We start from the raw sequence: 15,371 nt of genomic DNA on the forward strand, positions 1-15,371 counted from the left end.
TGTCCCCGGCGGCGCAGATCTGTCCGGAGGTTGAACAGCAAAGAACCCTCCTGGAACAGTCGTCCAGGAGGGTTCCTCGGGGGTGTCAGGTCAGCGCTGTGGCGGTTCCTGCGCCGGCGGCTGGGCGGCCGGCGGCTGCTGCTCCGGCGCCGCGGTCGGAGCCGGCGGCGGAACGGCCGGCATGCTCGGTGCCGACTGGCTGCGGCTGCTCACCGCGGCCGACTCGGCGGCAGCGATCGCTTCCCGTACGGCGTTGTCGGCCTCGGCCACGGCCGCCGGTGCGGCCGCACTGTCGAGCTCCTGCACCTCGCCGTTCGACAGCTCCGGCGCGTGCCAGTCGCCCTCGGCCTGCTTCGCGATCCCGGCCACCTGGCCGACCGCGGAACCGAGGCCCTTGAGCGCGTCGCCGATCTCGCTCGGCACGATCCACAGCTTGTTCGCGTCGCCCTGGGCGATCGACGGCAGCATCTGCAGGTACTGGTACGCGAGCAGGCCCTGGTCCGGCTTGCCGGCGTGGATCGCGTTGAAGACCGTGGTGATGGCCTGCGCCTCACCCTGTGCCTTCAGGATCCGGGCCTGCCGCTCGGCCTCGGCGCGGAGGATGCGGGACTGCTTGTCACCTTCGGCCGTGAGGATCGCGGACTGCTTCTGGCCTTCCGCGGACAGTACGGCCGACTGCCGCATACCTTCCGCGGTGAGGATCGCGGCGCGCTTGTCCCGGTCCGCGCGCATCTGCTTCTCCATCGAGTCCTGGATCGACGGCGGCGGGTCGATCGAGCGGAGCTCGACCCGGTTCACCCGGATGCCCCACTTGCCGGTCGCCTCGTCGAGCACGTACCGCAGCTTCTCGTTGATCTCCTCGCGAGAGGTCAGCGTCTGCTCCAGGTCCATGCCACCGATGATGTTCCGCAGCGTCGTCATGGTCAGCTGCTCGATGGCCTGGATGTAGTTGGAGATCTCGTACGTCGCCCGTACCGGGTCGTTCACCTGGAAGTAGATGACGGAGTCGATCGACACCATCAGGTTGTCCTCGGTGATGACACCCTGCGGCGGGAACGCGACCACCTGCTCGCGCATGTCGATGGTGTAGCGGACCTTGTCGACGAACGGGGTCAGCAGGTTCAGGCCCGGCTGCAGGCCGGTCTTGAACTTACCGAACCGCTCGACGATGCCGACAGTCTGCTGCTGCACCACCCGGACGGACTTCACCAAGGTCACGATCACCACCAGGGCGACCAGTGCCAGGACTATGAGGAACGCGGTCACTCGACCCTCCACTCGAACGCTCGGACGGACAATCTGCCGCCCTACCTCCGACACTACTGCGGGTAGGGGACCACCCGAAGGTCACGACTGCGGCGGGTCCTGGGGTTTCGGCGGCTCGGCGTTGCCGAGCTCGTGGTGCAGCGGCTCACCGACCGGGTACACGACCGCGGTGGCACCGTCGATCGACATCACCTCGACCCGGGTGCCGGGCGGGATCGTCGAGATCTCGTCGTACGGCCGGGCCGTCCACAGCTCACCGCCGAGCCGGATCGAGCCGCCGCCGTCGGGGTGGATCTCCTTCACCACCGTGCCGGTCCGCCCGATGACGTGCGCCGAACCGGTCTTGAGTTCCTGCCCGTGATGGATCTTGCGGACGATCATCGGCCGGATCGCGCCCAGCATCGCGGCCGCCGTGATCAACCCGATGACGATCTGCAGCCAGAGCAGACCCGGGAAGAACGCGGCCACCCCCGCGGCGGTGAGCGCGCCGGCCGCCAGCATCAGCAAGGTGAAATCGAGCGACGCCAGCTCGGCCAGACCGAGGACGGCGGCGATCGTCAGCCACGCCGCCCACATGTTGTCCCGCAGCCAATCCATCATCTACCAAGCCTATCCGCGTTCGGAGGTCTGCCGCAGTCCTACGACGCGCCAGCACCCCGAACCGCTCCCCACCCCGAACCCCTCCCCCACCCGACCCACCGCCCAGTACGACACCCGCCCGGCCCACCGCCCCAGTACGACACCCGCCCGACCCGCCCGCCCAGTACGACACCCACCCGACCCCACCGCCCGGGTACGACACCCGTCCGACCCGCCCACCCAGTACGACACCCGGTGATGCCCCCACCCCCGACGCATTTGCCTGGCAGACCCACCAACTCCGGGGTTCCGGACCCGCAGCCGGGGTGGGGAACCCCGCATTTGCTGGGTAGGCCAGGCAAATTGCCGGGTTGAGCAGGCGGCTGGAGTTGGGAGTTACAGGGCGCGGGCGGTGTAGCGGTTGTCCTCTTGCTTGAGGGTCAGGGCGAGGTCGAAGGTGTCGCTGAGGTTCTCGGCGGTGAGGGCCTCGTCCATCGGGCCGGCGGCGACGATGCGGCCCTGTTTCAGCAGCAGGGCGTGCGTGAAGCCGGGCGGGATCTCCTCGACGTGATGCGTCACCAGCACCATCGCCGGTGCACCGACCGCGGTCGCGATCGAGCTGAGCGAGCGGACCAGCTGTTCGCGACCCGTAAGGTCGAGGCCCGCCGCGGGCTCGTCCATCAGCATCAGCTCGGGGTCGGTCATCAGCGCGCGGGCGATCTGCACCCGCTTCCGCTCCCCCTCCGACAGCGTGCCGAACGTACGGTCCGCCAGATGCCCGATCCCGAGCTCGGACAGCAACGCACCGGCCCGTTCGTGGTCGAGCTCGTCGTACTGCTCGATCCAGCGGCCGAGCACCGCGTACGACGCGGAGACCACGACGTCGGACACCCGCTCGCTCTTCGGCAGCCGGTCCGCGAGCGCGGCGCTGGTCAACCCGATCCGCGGCCGCAGCTCGAACACGTCGACCGCGCCGAGCACCTCGCCGAGCAGCCCGGCGACCCCGGCCGTCGGGTGCACCTGGGCAGCCAGGATCTGGAGCAGCGTGGTCTTTCCGGCACCGTTCGGGCCGATCACCACCCACCGATCGGCCTCGTCGATCGCCCAGTCGATCCCGTCGAGCAGACGCGCGTCCCCACGAACGACCGACACCCCGGCCAGCTCCACCACTGCAGTCATGCAACAAAACCTAAGGGGTCGGCGTTGGCGGCCGGTGGTCGGGTGGTGCGAGACTTGCGGGCGTGTTGACGACCTCCGCCGCGGTCCGGTTCACGGTCTGGACGAACGCGATGCTGACCGGCGCCTGCGATCCCGACACCGCCGCGCAGAAGATCCTCGGTGCCGACGTCGGTCACCACGTCGCCGGCCTGGCCGGCCACCCGGAGCCGGCCACCCTCCCGGTCGCACTGAACCTGTTGCGCGCGGCCGGTACGACGCAGGCGCATCTCGCGCTGCCGGTGCCGGGCGACCCGATCGGACTGGCCGGTCCGCCCGCGTTCAACGAGGCGGCGCTGGAGACCGGCGAGGCCGTCGTACTCACGGGGCCGGAGATCGGACTGGTTCCGTCGTACGTCGGTCCTGCTGTGCAGTGGTCCGTACTGCCGGCCGCGTCGCCGGTCGCGGCCGATTTCGGCGAGGCGGATCGTGGGCTGCGGATGGCGCTGATCGATGCGGCCGAGTCGCTGGCCGCGCTGGATGTCGCGCGGTGGAAGCCCGAGGTCGCGGACGCGCTGATCGACATCCGCAAGATCGGACGTGGCAGCGGAGACGACCTGGCGCCAGGCTACGAACCACGCGCGGTCAAGGCCGCCGCCACCGCCCGCCGCTGCCTGGCGATCGCCGACGCGGCACTCGAGGACGACGGCGCAGCAGTCACCGGCGCCGAGGCCGACGCCCGCCGCCGAGCCCTCCTGGAACTAGCATCCGCCGCCCGCCGCGCCCTCGTAGCAGCCTGCGCATACCCCACCCACGCCTGACCCACCCGCCTCCCCACCTCGCCTCCCCCTCGCCTCCCCCCTCGCGCCTCCCCACCTCGCGCCTCCCAACCTCGCGCCTCCCAACCTCGCGCCTCAGTTCTCACCACCCGCGCCGTGTTTCACGCTTGGGATTTGGACTGGTAACTGGACAGTCATCTCAAGTGGGTAGCGTTCGGGATGAGATGACTGAACTGGGTGCGGTGGAGAAGGCGGCGGCCGAGCGGCCGACGTTGCTGGTGACGTTGACCGGGACGGACCGGCCGGGGCTGACGTCCGCGGTGCTGTCCACGCTCGCGACCCGCGGGCTCGACGTGATCGACGCCGAGCAGGTGGTGCTCCGGGGCCGGCTCGTGCTCGGCGTACTGCTGACCGCGCCGCACGACCACAAGAACCTGAAGGAAGAGCTGAAGGCGCTCGCGGACATCCTCGACGTCGACATCTCGGTGAAGAAGGGCGTCGGCGACAACGAACCCCGGCGCAAGGGCCGCAGCCAGGTCACGATCATCGGCCACCCGCTGTCCGCCACCGGTCTGGCCGCGATCGCCGGCCGGATCGCCGACACCGGCGCGAACATCGACCGGATCAGCCGGATGGCGCGCTACCCGGTCACCGCGATGGAGATCGCCGTCTCCGGTGTCGAACCCGAGGCGCTGCGGACCGTCCTCGCCCAGGAAGGTGTCCGGCAGGGTCTCGACATCGCCGTCCAGGACGGCGGGCTGTACCGGCGGGCCAAGCGGCTGATCGTGATGGACGTCGACTCGACCCTGATCCAGGGCGAGGTGATCGAGATGCTCGCCGCCCACGCCGGCCGGCTCGACGAGGTTGCCGCCGTCACCGAGCAGGCGATGCGCGGCGAGCTGGACTTCGCCGAGTCGCTGACACACCGGGTCGCGGCGCTCGAAGGTCTGCCCGTGTCGGCGTTGGACCAGGTGTACGACGCGATCGAGCTGGCGCCGGGAGCGCGGACGTTGGTACGGACGTTGAAGCGGCTCGGGTACCAGTTCGCGATCGTCAGCGGCGGGTTCAGCCAGATCACCGACAAGCTGGCCGCCGAACTCGGCATCGACTACGCGAAGGCGAACGAACTGGAGATCGCCGACGGCAAGCTCACCGGCCGCGTGGTCGGCGAGATCGTGGACCGTCCCGGCAAGGCGACCGCGCTGCGCCAGTTCGCGGAACGCTCCCGGACGCCGCTCACCCAGACCGTGGCGATCGGCGACGGCGCCAACGACCTCGACATGCTCGCCGCCGCCGGTCTGGGCGTGGCGTTCAACGCCAAGCCGGTCGTCCGCGCGGCCGCCGACACCCACCTGAGCGTCCCCTACCTCGACACGATCCTCTACCTCCTCGGCATCACCCGCGAGGAAGTCGAAACCGCCGACGACGAGTTCCCTGCCTGACCGGCAACCCCTGACCGGCGACCCCTGACCGGCGGCCCCCGACCGGGCGACGGGTCGGGCCGGGTCATGCGGCAGGATCGGGGGATGGAGTTCAGCACCCGCCCCGCCACACTCGCGGACGCCCCGGCGATCCACGCGGTCATCGCCGCCAACGAACAGTCCTGGCACGGACAGGTCCAGTCGGTCCCCGACGCGGTTGCGGCCGACCTGCAGCGGCCGCTGATCACGCTCGAGCTCGACACCCGCGTCGTGGAGTCGCCGAGCGGTGAAGTGGTCGCCTGGGCGTGGGTGCACGGTGGGCGGCGCTCGCAGGTCGACGTACATCCGTCGTACGTCGGGCACGGTCTGGGAACCGGGCTGCTCGACTGGGCCGAGCAGCGGGCGCGGGAGCACGACAGCGACTGGCTGGCGCAGACGGTCGACGACGCGGACACCGCCGGTACGAGGATCCTGACCGAGCGCGGGTACGAGGTACTCGCCACGAACTGGTTGCTCGAACGCCCCGTCGACGGTGAGCAGCCGGTGTTGCCGGACGGCGTCACGCTGCGGCCGTTCGAGCAGGCCGACGCGCACCCGGTACACCAGGTCATCCAGAACGCGTTCGACGAGTGGCAGCCGCGGCGGCACGAGTACGAGGAGTGGGCCGGTACGAGCATCGAGCGGGACAGCTTCGACGCGGAGCTCTCGCCGGTCGCGGTCGCCGGTGACGAGATCGTCGGCGCGATCATCAGCCTGGAGCTCCCCGACACGCCCGACGGCTACGTCGACCAGGTCGCCGTCCGGCGTGACTTCCGCGGCCGCGGTCTCGCCCGCGCGCTGCTGACGTACGCCGCGCTCGGAGCCGGGCGCCGCGGCAAGGAGACGCTGACGCTCTGGACGCACTCCGGCACCGGCGCCCTGGCGATGTACGAGCGCCTCGGCATGCGGGTGCGGCGCAGTACGACGGTCTACCGCACGAAGCTGTGACGAGCTGTTGACACCAAGGCCGTGAGAGCGCTCCCATGGAGCTTATCCACCGCCCCTGGAGGTCGACATGCGTATCCGCCCCATCGCAATCGCCCTGGTAATCCCACTCCTCGCCGCCGGCTCGCTCAGCCTCGCTGCAGCGGCCGATGTGCCACCGCCACCGACAGGCTGGACGACGGTCTGGAGCGACGACTTCGACGGGCCCGGCGGCAGCCTGCCGTCGAGCTCGAACTGGATCGTCGACACCGGTCACGGCTACCCGGGCGGCCCCGGGAACTGGGGCACCGGCGAGATCCAGAACTACACCAACAGCCCCGGCAACGTGTCCCTCGACGGCTCCGGGAACCTGAAGATCACCCCGCGCCGGGACGCGGCCGGCAACTGGACCTCGGCCCGGATCGAGTCCCAGCGCGCCGACTTCAAGCCGCCGGCCGGCGGGGTGCTGGCGATCGAGAGCCGGATCCAGATGCCGAACGTCACCGGCGACGCCGCGCTCGGCTACTGGCCGGCGTTCTGGGCGCTCGGTTCGCCGTACCGCGGGAACTACTGGAACTGGCCGGGCATCGGCGAGTTCGACATCATGGAGAACGTCAACGGGATCAACTCGGTCTGGGGCGTGCTGCACTGCGGCGTGAACCCGGGCGGCCCGTGCAACGAGACCACCGGCCTCGGCGCGAACCGCGCGTGTCCCGGCTCGACCTGCCAGTCCGCGTTCCACACGTACCGCTTCGAGTGGGACACGTCCGTGTCGCCGAACCAGCTCAGGTGGTACGTCGACGGGCAGCAGTTCCACTCGCTGAGCCAGAGCCAGTTCCCGGCCGACACCTGGTCGAACATGACCTCGCACGCCGGGTACTTCGTACTCCTCAACCTGGCGATCGGCGGCGCGTTCCCGGACGCGCTGAACGGCCCGACGCCGCGCGCGTCGACGGTCCCGGACAAGCCGATGGTCGTCGACTACGTAGCGGTCTCGGCGAAGGGCGGCGGCGGTACGACGACTCCCCCGCCCGGCGGCTCCTCGGCGTACGGCACCTTGCAGGCGGAGGCGTACAACCAGCAGTCGGGCATGGGCCTGGAGACCACGACCGACACCGGCGGCGGCCAGAACCTGATGCAGATCGGCAACGGCGACTGGGCGCAGTACCGCGGCATCGACTTCGGCAGCACACGGGCCACCCAGTTCGTGGCGCGGGTCGCCTCAGGCGCCGCGGGCGGGGTCAGCGGCCTGGTGGAAGTACGCCTCGACAGCCGTACCAACCCCCCGATCGGCAGTTTCGCCATCGCCAACACCGGCGGCTGGCAGTCCTGGCGAACCGTCCCCGCGAACATCTCCTCCGTCACCGGCACCCACGACGTCTACCTCACCTTCACCAGCGGGCAACCAGCCGACTACGTCAACCTGAACTGGTTCACGTTCGGTCACTGAGGGGTGGAGCACCTACCATTCCGCTTATGTCTGAACTGCAGGGTGGGCCGGGTGCCCTGTTCGCTATCGGTGGCGCCGAGGACAAGCTGAAGAAGCGGACGGTGCTGCAGGAGTTCGTCGAGGCCGCCGGCGGGTCGAAGGCGCGGATCGTCGTGGTGCCCACGGCGTCCGCGCTCGGGCCTGACGTGATCGACGTCTACCGGGCGCTGTTCGCCGCCCTCGGCGCCGAGAGCGTGGTCGGCGTCCGCCCGGAGAACCGGGAGGACGCCGACGACCCGGCCTTCATCGCCCCGCTGAACGACGCGACCGGGATCTTCATGACCGGTGGCAACCAGCTCAAGCTCGCGGGCGTCGTCACCGGTACGGCGTTCGGCCGCGCGGTGACGGCTGCCCACGCCCGTGGAGCGGCCGTCGGTGGTACGTCGGCCGGCGCGAGCATCCTGGCCGAGCACATGATCGCGTTCGGGCGCTCCGGTGCGACCCCGCGGCAGCGGATGAGCCAGCTGTCCGGTGGCCTCGGCCTCGTGCAGGGCGCGATCGTCGACCAGCACTTCGCCCAGCGGAACCGGTACGGCCGGCTGCTCTCGCTGGTCGCGCAGTCCCCCGGCCTGCTCGGGATCGGCGTCGACGAGGACACCGCCGCCGTGGTCCGCGGCAGCCACCTCGAGGTCGTCGGCCGTGGCGCGGTGACGATCTTCGACGGCACCCGGATCACGTCCAACGCGCACAACGCGAAGCGGTCCGAGCCGATCCTCGCGTCCGGTGTCGTACTGCACGTACTGCCGGCCACCGCCACGTTCGACCTGCAGAACCGTGTGCTGCTGTCGTACGGCCCGCAGCCGCCGGCCACGGAGATCGCGGAGATGGCGGCGGCCGAGGCCGACCTGCGCAGGCTCGCGAAGGAGATCGCCGCCGAGGGCGTCTCGCCCAGGTACTACGCGGAACGCAAGCGGCGGGCGGGACGGCGGACCAAGGCCGCTGCTGCCGCCGGGGAGTCCAGACCGGAGGCGACCGAGCCCTATGTCAGACCGACACAGCCGGCCGGCGCCGACGCCGATCTCCCCGACCGCATGCAACCAGAACAGTGAACCCGACGGATGACCACTGGCACCCCCTCCCCTGACCTGAAGATCATCGAGACCCGCGTCTACCGCGGTCCGAACGTCTGGAGCTACGACCCGGCGATCCACCTGGTCGTCGACCTCGGCTCGCTCGAGCAGTTCCCGTCGAACACCATCCCCGGCTTCACCGAGCGGCTGCTCGCCGACCTCCCCCGCCTCGACCAGCACCACTGCTCACGCGGCCGCAAGGGCGGCTTCATCGAGCGGCTGTACGAGGGCACCTGGCTCGGCCACATCGCCGAACACGTGTCGCTGCAGCTGCAACAGGAGGCCGGCCACGACATGCGCCGCGGCAAGACCCGGCAGGTCAAGGGTTCGCCGGGCATCTACAACATCACCTACGCGTACGCCGACGAGGCGGTCGGGCTGGCCGCGGGCGAACTCGCCGTACGGTTCGTGAACAACCTGGTGGAGCCGGATCCGGCGTTCGACTTCACCACCGAGCTGGAGAAGTTCATCAAGCAGGCCGAGCGGACCGCGTTCGGCCCGTCGACGCAGGCGATCGTGGACGAGGCGGTGTCCCGGGACATCCCGTGGATCCGGCTGAACAAGGCCAGCCTGGTCCAGCTCGGCCAGGGCGTGCACGCGAAGCGGATCCGGGCCACGATGACGTCCGAGACCGGGTCGATCGCGGTCGACGTGGCCAGCGACAAGGACCTGACCACCCGGCTGCTCGCGTCCGCCGGTCTGCCGGTACCGCGGTCGGAGTCGGTCCGTACGGTCGACGAAGCGGTGGCGGTCGCCCAGAAGATCGGGTACCCCGTCGTGTGCAAGCCGCTGGACGGCAACCACGGCCGCGGGGTCTGCCTGAACCTGCTGGACGCCGACGCGGTCCGGGAGGCGTTCCCGATCGCGGCCGAGCAGTCCCGGCGCGGGTTCGTGATCGTGGAGAACTTCGTCACCGGCAAGGACTACCGGTGCCTGATCATCAACGGCCGGATGGAGGCGATCGCCGAACGCGTCCCCGCGCACGTCGTCGGCGACGGCGTGCACACGGTCGCCGAACTCGTTGACATCACCAACGCCGACCCGCGCCGCGGTGTCGGCCACGAGAAGATCCTGACCCGGATCACGATCAACGCCGCCGCCCGGCAGCTGGTCCGCGACCAGGGCTTCGAGCTGGACGACGTACCGCCCGAGGACGAGATGGTGAAGCTGACGCTCACCGGCAACATGTCCACCGGCGGGATCTCGATCGACCGGACCTGGGAGGCGCACCCGGAGAACGTCGAGATCGCCGAGGAGGCGGCCCGGATGATCGGGCTGGACATCGCCGGCATCGACTTCATCTGCCCCGACATCACCCAGCCGGTGCGCGAGACCGGCGGCGCGATCTGCGAGGTGAACGCGGCACCGGGCTTCCGGATGCACACCAACCCGACGATCGGCGAACCGCAGTACATCGCGAAACCCGTGGTGGACATGCTGTTCCCGCCCGGCGCGACCAGCCGGATCCCGATCGTCGCGGTCACCGGAACGAACGGGAAGACCACGACGTCGCGGATGATCAGCCACATCTTCAAGGGCATGGGCCGCAAGGTCGGGATGACCTCGACCGACGGCATCGTGATCGACGAACGGCTGGTGATCCGGCAGGACGCGTCCGGGCCGAAGTCGGCGCGGATGGTGTTGCAGAACCCGCGGGTCGACTTCGCGGTGTTCGAGGTGGCGCGGGGCGGGATCCTGCGCGAGGGGCTCGGGTACGAGCGGAACGACGTGGCCGTGGTGCTGAACGTGCAGCCCGATCACCTCGGTCTGCGCGGGATCGAGACGCTGGAGCAGCTGGCCGACGTGAAGGCGGTGCTGGTCGAGGCGGTGCCGCGGACCGGGTACGCCGTACTCAACGCCGACGACCCGCTGGTGCGGAAGATGCGGCGGAAGTGCTCCGGGCAGGTCGTCTGGTTCAGCATGGCCGAACCGGGCAGCGAGGTCCGCGACTACATCGAGGGGCATTGCCGGCGTGGCGGTCGCGCGGTCGTGCTGGAGCGGTCTGACCTCGGCGACATGATCGTGGTCAAGCACGGCCGCCGGTCGATGCAGCTCGCGTGGACACACTTGCTGCCGGCAACGTTCGGCGGGCGGGCGATGATGAACGTACAGAACGCGATGGCGGCGGCTGCGGCGGCGTTCGCGGCCGGTGCGCCGCTGCACGACATCCGGCAGGGGCTGCGGACGTTCAGTACGTCGTACTACCTGTCGCCGGGCCGGTTGAACGAGATCGACGTCGACGGGCGCAGCGTGATCGTCGACTACTGCCACAACGCGCCGGCGATGCGGATGCTGGGCGACTTCGTGGACCGGATCGGCGAGAGTCTGAGCGCGTCGTCCGAGCTCGGGCGGCCGTCGCGGATCGGCGTGATCGCGACCGCAGGCGACCGGCGTGACGACGACATCCGCGAACTCGGTGAGGTCGCGGCGCAGCACTTCGACGTGGTCGTCGTCCGTGAGGACGCGCGGCTGCGCGGACGCAAGCGGGGTGAGTCGGCGGATCTGGTGGCGGCCGGCGTACACGCCGCGATGGAGGCCGGCGCACGGTGCCGCGGCGTCGACATCGTCCTGGACGAACTGGACGCCGTACGCTTCGCCCTCGGCCGCTCGAACCCGGGCGACCTGGTGGTCCTCTGCGTAGACCAGCACCAGTCGGTCCTCGCCGAACTGGAGTCGGTCTCCCACCTGGCCCAGGCAGGCGCCCGCTCCGGCGACGAAGGCGGCGACCCCGACTTCGTCCAACCCGACGAAGACCCCACCGAAGCCCCCACCCGAGACGTTGGGTGAAGCGGAGGGCATCGGACAATCCGTGAGCTCGCGGCGGCGGGTGCTCGGGTTGGCTGGTGTGGCGGCGGCTGGGGTTGTTGGTGGGGGCGCTGCGGCTGTTGTTGCCGTTGGCACGGATCGGCCGGCTGGACAGGCTGCCGCCGCGAGGGTGTCGCCTTACGGTGAGCATCAGGTGGGGATTGCTCGGGGTGCGTCGGCGGCGAATGAGGTGGTGGCGTTCACGCTGACGTCGGGGCGCGGCGGGCTGGGGCGGTTGATGCGGTTGTGGACGGCAGACATTGTCGGACTGACCGGTACGAACGGGCTCACGGTGACGGTGGGGTTCGGGCCGCGGGTGTTCGCGGTGACCGGGCGGAAGCCGGTCGGGCTGGATCAGTTGCCGGTGATGAAGCACGACCGGCTCGACCCGGCATGGTCCGGAGGTGATCTCGTACTGCTGGTCGCCGCGGACGACGCCGTCACCGTCATCAACGCCGTCCGCCGCCTGACCGTCACCGCCAAGCCGTACGCGACCCCGGCCTGGCGCCAGACCGGCTTCTGGGACGACAAGACGGACCGGAACCTCCTCGGTCAGGTCGACGGCACCGGCAATCCCGCCTTCGGGACATCGGAGTTCGACGACACGGTGTGGGCGACCGACGGCCCCGACTGGTTCCGCAGCGGCACGATGCTCGTCGTACGGCGGATCCGCCTGGACCTCGACGCCTGGGACGAGGTCAGCCGCCCGGAGAAGGAACGCGTCATCGGCCGCAAGCTCGACACCGGCGCCCCGCTCACCGGAACGAACGAACACGACGAACTCGACCTCGAGGCCCGCGACGCCGCCGGCAACCCGGTCATCCCGCAGAACGCCCACGCCCGGCTCGCCCACCACACCGAGAACGCCGGCCGCCGGATCTTCCGCAAAGGTCTCAACTACGTCCACGACACCGGCGCGACCCGCGAATCCGGCCTGATCTTCCTCAGCCACCAGGCGAGCATCTCGAGCCAGTTCCTGCCGATCCTCGCCCGCCTGGACGCCGTCGACGCCCTCAACCGCTGGACAACCACGATCGGCTCAGCCGTCTTCGCCCTCCCACCCGGCTTCCAGCAGGACGACTGGCTCGCCGAGAACCTCCTCCGCTGATCCCGCCACCCGAGCGGTCGCCTCGGCATTGTGGTGATGCCGCGTGCAGGTTCGACAGGACGTGTCGCCGCTGAAGTAGTGCACCTGAGCGTGATCGGGTTCGCGTGTACACCGTCTCGCGGGTGTACTACCTGTCGGTCTTGCACAGGCGGGCGCCGGCGGCGTTCAGGAGGCGGGTTCGCGGCGCGGGAGGATGCGGCGGCGGGGTTCGAGCTGGTCGATCCAGTCGAGGTCGTCGGACAGTACGGCGTCGTTGGTACGCTCGGCGTACGGGTCCGGCGGTGGCGGTGGTGGCGGGAGGGCGCGCAGCTTGAGCGCGGTCATCGGAATGGCCAGCAGTACGCCGACTACCATCCACGGCCAGTACTCGCGCAGCAGCGGCTCGAACGACTGGAAGAACGCGTTGGTCGACGCGTCGCCGACCGCGTCCATCGGCTTGCCGGTCGACCGGCTGACGAGCTGGATCGACTCGACGGCGGCGAAGCACACCAGGTAGAACCCGGCCAGTGGGAGCCACGAGCTCACCGACCGCCAGCCGCGCTTCCAGCAGGCGATGTACAGCAGCAGAGCCAGCCCGGCGCCGACGAGCAGACCGTTGAGCTGCCAGATCCAGCGCCAATCGCCCAGCTGCTCGGCCGGCCGCATCGCGTACCAGGCGACCGGCAGCGCCAGCGCGAACGCCGCCGCCACCGAGCTCCGGTTGCCGATCGCGCCGAAGAACCCGCCGAGAGCGGTTGCCACCAGCAACGTGACCAGCAGGTCGTGCACCCCGAACGAGGTCCCGGTCGCCCACCACATGCCCGCGGCAACGATCAGTACCACCGGTACGGCGATCCGGATCCGCCCGATCAGCAGGCCCGCGAGCACTCCGCCGGTGAAGCCGCCGAGCACCAGCAGGTCGATCCGCGGCGGCACGAAGTACGTCGTACCCTCCGGAAGTCCCTTCAGGTACGTCGCGGAGAAGCCGCCCACGAACCAGGCGACCACCGCGGCCGGGATCGACCACAGGTAGCGCATCACAACCCCGTTCCCACCCCAGCGGGCGGACCGTCGGGGCTAGTGCTGGGCTCTCTCGACCTTGCTCTTCAAGATCTCCGGTGTGTCGACAGTAGCTCCCTCGGACCGCAACCAGCCGTCAAGACTCGCCCGATCCTGCAGAGACATGACCGCGACCACATCCCCGGCCCGGGCCTGCGCGACCAGCGCCTTGGCCGCCTCGAGCTCGGTCGGGAACGCCGGTACGTCCTCGACACCGACCGATGCGGCGCCCGCCCGGAACACCGCCTCGAGCTCGGCCGGCGGCCGTCCCCGCAGGTAGTCGCTCTTGTGCCCGATCGCGACCTTGTCGGCCGCCCGGGCGCCCATCGCGCCGAGCGCCGCGACCATGTCGTCGGCCCGGTCGCCCGGCGAACCGAGCGCGAGCATCAGCCGGCCGCCCTCGGGACGGACGCCGTTCATGATCTCGATCAGCGCCTCGAGCCCAGCCTCGTTGTGTGCGAGGTCGATCACCACGGTGAAGTCGCGCAGCGAGTACATGTTCATCCGGCCGGGGTTGTTCTCGTTCGGCGCGAACGTGCTCAGGCCTTCGATCACCGCCGCGCGCGGCAGTCCGAGGCCGAGCGCGGCCGATGCCGCGGCCAGCGTGTTCTCGACGTTGTAGTGCGACAGCCCGGACAGTGTCATCGGTACGTCGACCACCTTGAGCAGAGGCTCCGGGTCGCGGGAATTGTCCAGCACCGTGACGAATCCGTCGAGCACGGTCGTCGCGCGACCGCCCTCGTCGAGCACGGTCCGGATCGACGGCGAGTCGGGGTCGCGTGAGAACACCCAGCACTTGGCCGGCGAGCCCAGCCGCATCGCGAACGTCCGCGGGTCGTCGCCGTTCACCACACACCAGCCGCGCGGGCGGGTGATCTGCGTGATCACGGCCTTCACCTCGGCGAGCTGGTCGATCGTGTCGATACCACCGAGGCCCAAGTGGTCGGCGGTGACGTTGGTGACCACCGACACGTCGTTGTACGCGATGCCGACGCCGCGGCGCAGGATCCCGCCACGCGCGGTCTCGACCACGGCGAGCTGGATGCCCGGCTGGGACAGCACCTGCGCGGCGCCGCTCGGGCCGGAGAAGTCGCCGTACTTGATCAGTTCGCCGTCGTAGTACACGCCGTCGGTGCTGCACCAGCCGACGTGCAGCTCGGCGGCACGGCCGATGTGCGCGATCATCCGGGACGTCGTGGTCTTGCCGTTCGTCCCGGTCACCGCGACCACCGGCACCTTCGGCCGCAGTGTCGGCGGCGGGTTGCCCGGCGGTTCGTCCCGGACGCGTTCACCGACGGCCTTGATCAGCTCGCTCAGGTCCTCGGACCCGAAGGCGTCCAGAACCTCGACGATCGCCGCACCGAGCGCCCGCGCGCGGCCCTCATGCGCCCACGGGAACGCCACGACCAGCCGTCGTACATCGGCCTCCGGACGGACCCGGACCCCGATCCGGCCGATGCCGGCCTCGCGGGCGATCCGCCGTACGACGTGACCGACCACGCGGATCGCGAACCGCTGCCGGAACCCGGAGCCGATCCGCCCCGGCCGGGTGGTACCGAGACCGATCGCCTGCGCGTACGTCTTCGCGGCCGGCGCGGGCGCGTCCGCGAGCGCCGACACGTCCAGCGTCAGCTTGATCGCGGCCCGGCTGAAGTAGAGGTTGGCGCCGTCCAGGACGCGAAGCTCCACCAGGGAAGT

The 15,371-nt window shown here is 70.2% G+C and carries 12 protein-coding genes; 7 read left to right on the forward strand and 5 right to left on the reverse strand.

The genetic code is table 11. From position 1 onward, the window contains the following. Positions 1-90: 90 nt before the first annotated feature. From ACFYRU_RS23320 to ACFYRU_RS23330, 3 genes are all read right to left on the reverse strand, one after another. Positions 91-1,266 carry an SPFH domain-containing protein gene (locus ACFYRU_RS23320; protein WP_387662279.1) on the reverse strand — a complete coding sequence of 392 codons (1,176 nt, stop codon included), beginning with the start codon at positions 1,264-1,266 and terminating at the stop codon, positions 91-93. An 81-nt stretch (positions 1,267-1,347) separates the two neighbouring features. Continuing rightward, positions 1,348-1,866: an NfeD family protein gene (locus ACFYRU_RS23325; protein WP_387662281.1), complete on the reverse strand. Its 519-nt coding sequence runs from the start codon at positions 1,864-1,866 to the stop codon at positions 1,348-1,350. A gap of 375 nt (positions 1,867-2,241) precedes the next feature. Then, positions 2,242-3,024 carry an ABC transporter ATP-binding protein gene (locus ACFYRU_RS23330; RefSeq protein WP_387662282.1) on the reverse strand — a complete coding sequence of 261 codons (783 nt, stop codon included), beginning with the start codon at positions 3,022-3,024 and terminating at the stop codon, positions 2,242-2,244. Positions 3,025-3,086: 62 nt separating this feature from the next. On the opposite strand from ACFYRU_RS23330, the gene ACFYRU_RS23335 reads away from it, so the two are divergent. From ACFYRU_RS23335 to ACFYRU_RS23365, 7 genes are all read left to right on the forward strand, one after another. Continuing rightward, entirely contained in the window at positions 3,087-3,821 is a 735-nt protein-coding gene (locus ACFYRU_RS23335; protein WP_387662283.1) for a hypothetical protein, read from the forward strand. A gap of 182 nt (positions 3,822-4,003) precedes the next feature. After that, a complete protein-coding gene (gene serB, locus ACFYRU_RS23340; RefSeq protein WP_387662285.1) occupies positions 4,004-5,221 on the forward strand; it encodes a phosphoserine phosphatase SerB in 1,218 nt (405 codons plus the stop codon). A gap of 84 nt (positions 5,222-5,305) precedes the next feature. After that, complete coding sequence (locus ACFYRU_RS23345; RefSeq protein ID WP_387662287.1) at positions 5,306-6,187, forward strand: GNAT family N-acetyltransferase; 882 nt, start codon at positions 5,306-5,308, stop codon at positions 6,185-6,187. Between the two features lie 67 nt (positions 6,188-6,254). Further along, a complete protein-coding gene (locus ACFYRU_RS23350; RefSeq protein ID WP_387662288.1) occupies positions 6,255-7,613 on the forward strand; it encodes a glycoside hydrolase family 16 protein in 1,359 nt (452 codons plus the stop codon). 26 nt (positions 7,614-7,639) lie between these two features. Beyond that, positions 7,640-8,701 carry a cyanophycinase gene (locus tag ACFYRU_RS23355; protein ID WP_387662290.1) on the forward strand — a complete coding sequence of 354 codons (1,062 nt, stop codon included), beginning with the start codon at positions 7,640-7,642 and terminating at the stop codon, positions 8,699-8,701. A 9-nt stretch (positions 8,702-8,710) separates the two neighbouring features. Next, the gene (cphA, locus tag ACFYRU_RS23360; protein ID WP_387662292.1) at positions 8,711-11,509 is read left to right on the forward strand and encodes a cyanophycin synthetase; all 2,799 of its coding nucleotides are present in this window, start codon (positions 8,711-8,713) and stop codon (positions 11,507-11,509) included. Between the two features lie 172 nt (positions 11,510-11,681). Further along, on the forward strand, positions 11,682-12,635 hold the full coding sequence (locus ACFYRU_RS23365; RefSeq protein WP_387662293.1) for a Dyp-type peroxidase: 954 nt from the start codon (positions 11,682-11,684) through the stop codon (positions 12,633-12,635). 165 nt (positions 12,636-12,800) lie between these two features. Here ACFYRU_RS23365 and ACFYRU_RS23370 read toward each other — a convergent pair whose 3' ends face one another. Further along, positions 12,801-13,652, reverse strand: coding sequence for a hypothetical protein (locus tag ACFYRU_RS23370; RefSeq protein ID WP_387662295.1), 852 nt, complete (start codon positions 13,650-13,652; stop codon positions 12,801-12,803). Between the two features lie 39 nt (positions 13,653-13,691). Next, the gene (locus tag ACFYRU_RS23375) at positions 13,692-15,362 is read right to left on the reverse strand and encodes a Mur ligase family protein (RefSeq protein WP_387662297.1); all 1,671 of its coding nucleotides are present in this window, start codon (positions 15,360-15,362) and stop codon (positions 13,692-13,694) included. Between the last annotated feature and the right edge of the window lie 9 nt (positions 15,363-15,371).

The sequence above is a fragment of the Kribbella sp. NPDC004536 genome (assembly GCF_042873835.1).
Taxonomy (GTDB): domain Bacteria; phylum Actinomycetota; class Actinomycetes; order Propionibacteriales; family Kribbellaceae; genus Kribbella.

What these genes read in the sequence shown, in the direction of transcription:
- ACFYRU_RS23345 (WP_387662287.1), top strand. Translation starts at nt 5,306, where the DNA reads ATGGAGTTCAGCACCCGCCCCGCCACACTCGCGGACGCCCCGGCGATC.
- ACFYRU_RS23350 (WP_387662288.1), top strand. Translation starts at nt 6,255, where the DNA reads ATGCGTATCCGCCCCATCGCAATCGCCCTGGTAATCCCACTCCTCGCC.
- serB (WP_387662285.1), top strand. Translation starts at nt 4,004, where the DNA reads ATGACTGAACTGGGTGCGGTGGAGAAGGCGGCGGCCGAGCGGCCGACG.
- ACFYRU_RS23370 (WP_387662295.1), bottom strand. Translation starts at nt 13,652, where the DNA reads ATGCGCTACCTGTGGTCGATCCCGGCCGCGGTGGTCGCCTGGTTCGTG.
- cphA (WP_387662292.1), top strand. Translation starts at nt 8,711, where the DNA reads ATGACCACTGGCACCCCCTCCCCTGACCTGAAGATCATCGAGACCCGC.
- ACFYRU_RS23330 (WP_387662282.1), bottom strand. Translation starts at nt 3,024, where the DNA reads ATGACTGCAGTGGTGGAGCTGGCCGGGGTGTCGGTCGTTCGTGGGGAC.
- ACFYRU_RS23325 (WP_387662281.1), bottom strand. Translation starts at nt 1,866, where the DNA reads ATGATGGATTGGCTGCGGGACAACATGTGGGCGGCGTGGCTGACGATC.
- ACFYRU_RS23355 (WP_387662290.1), top strand. Translation starts at nt 7,640, where the DNA reads ATGTCTGAACTGCAGGGTGGGCCGGGTGCCCTGTTCGCTATCGGTGGC.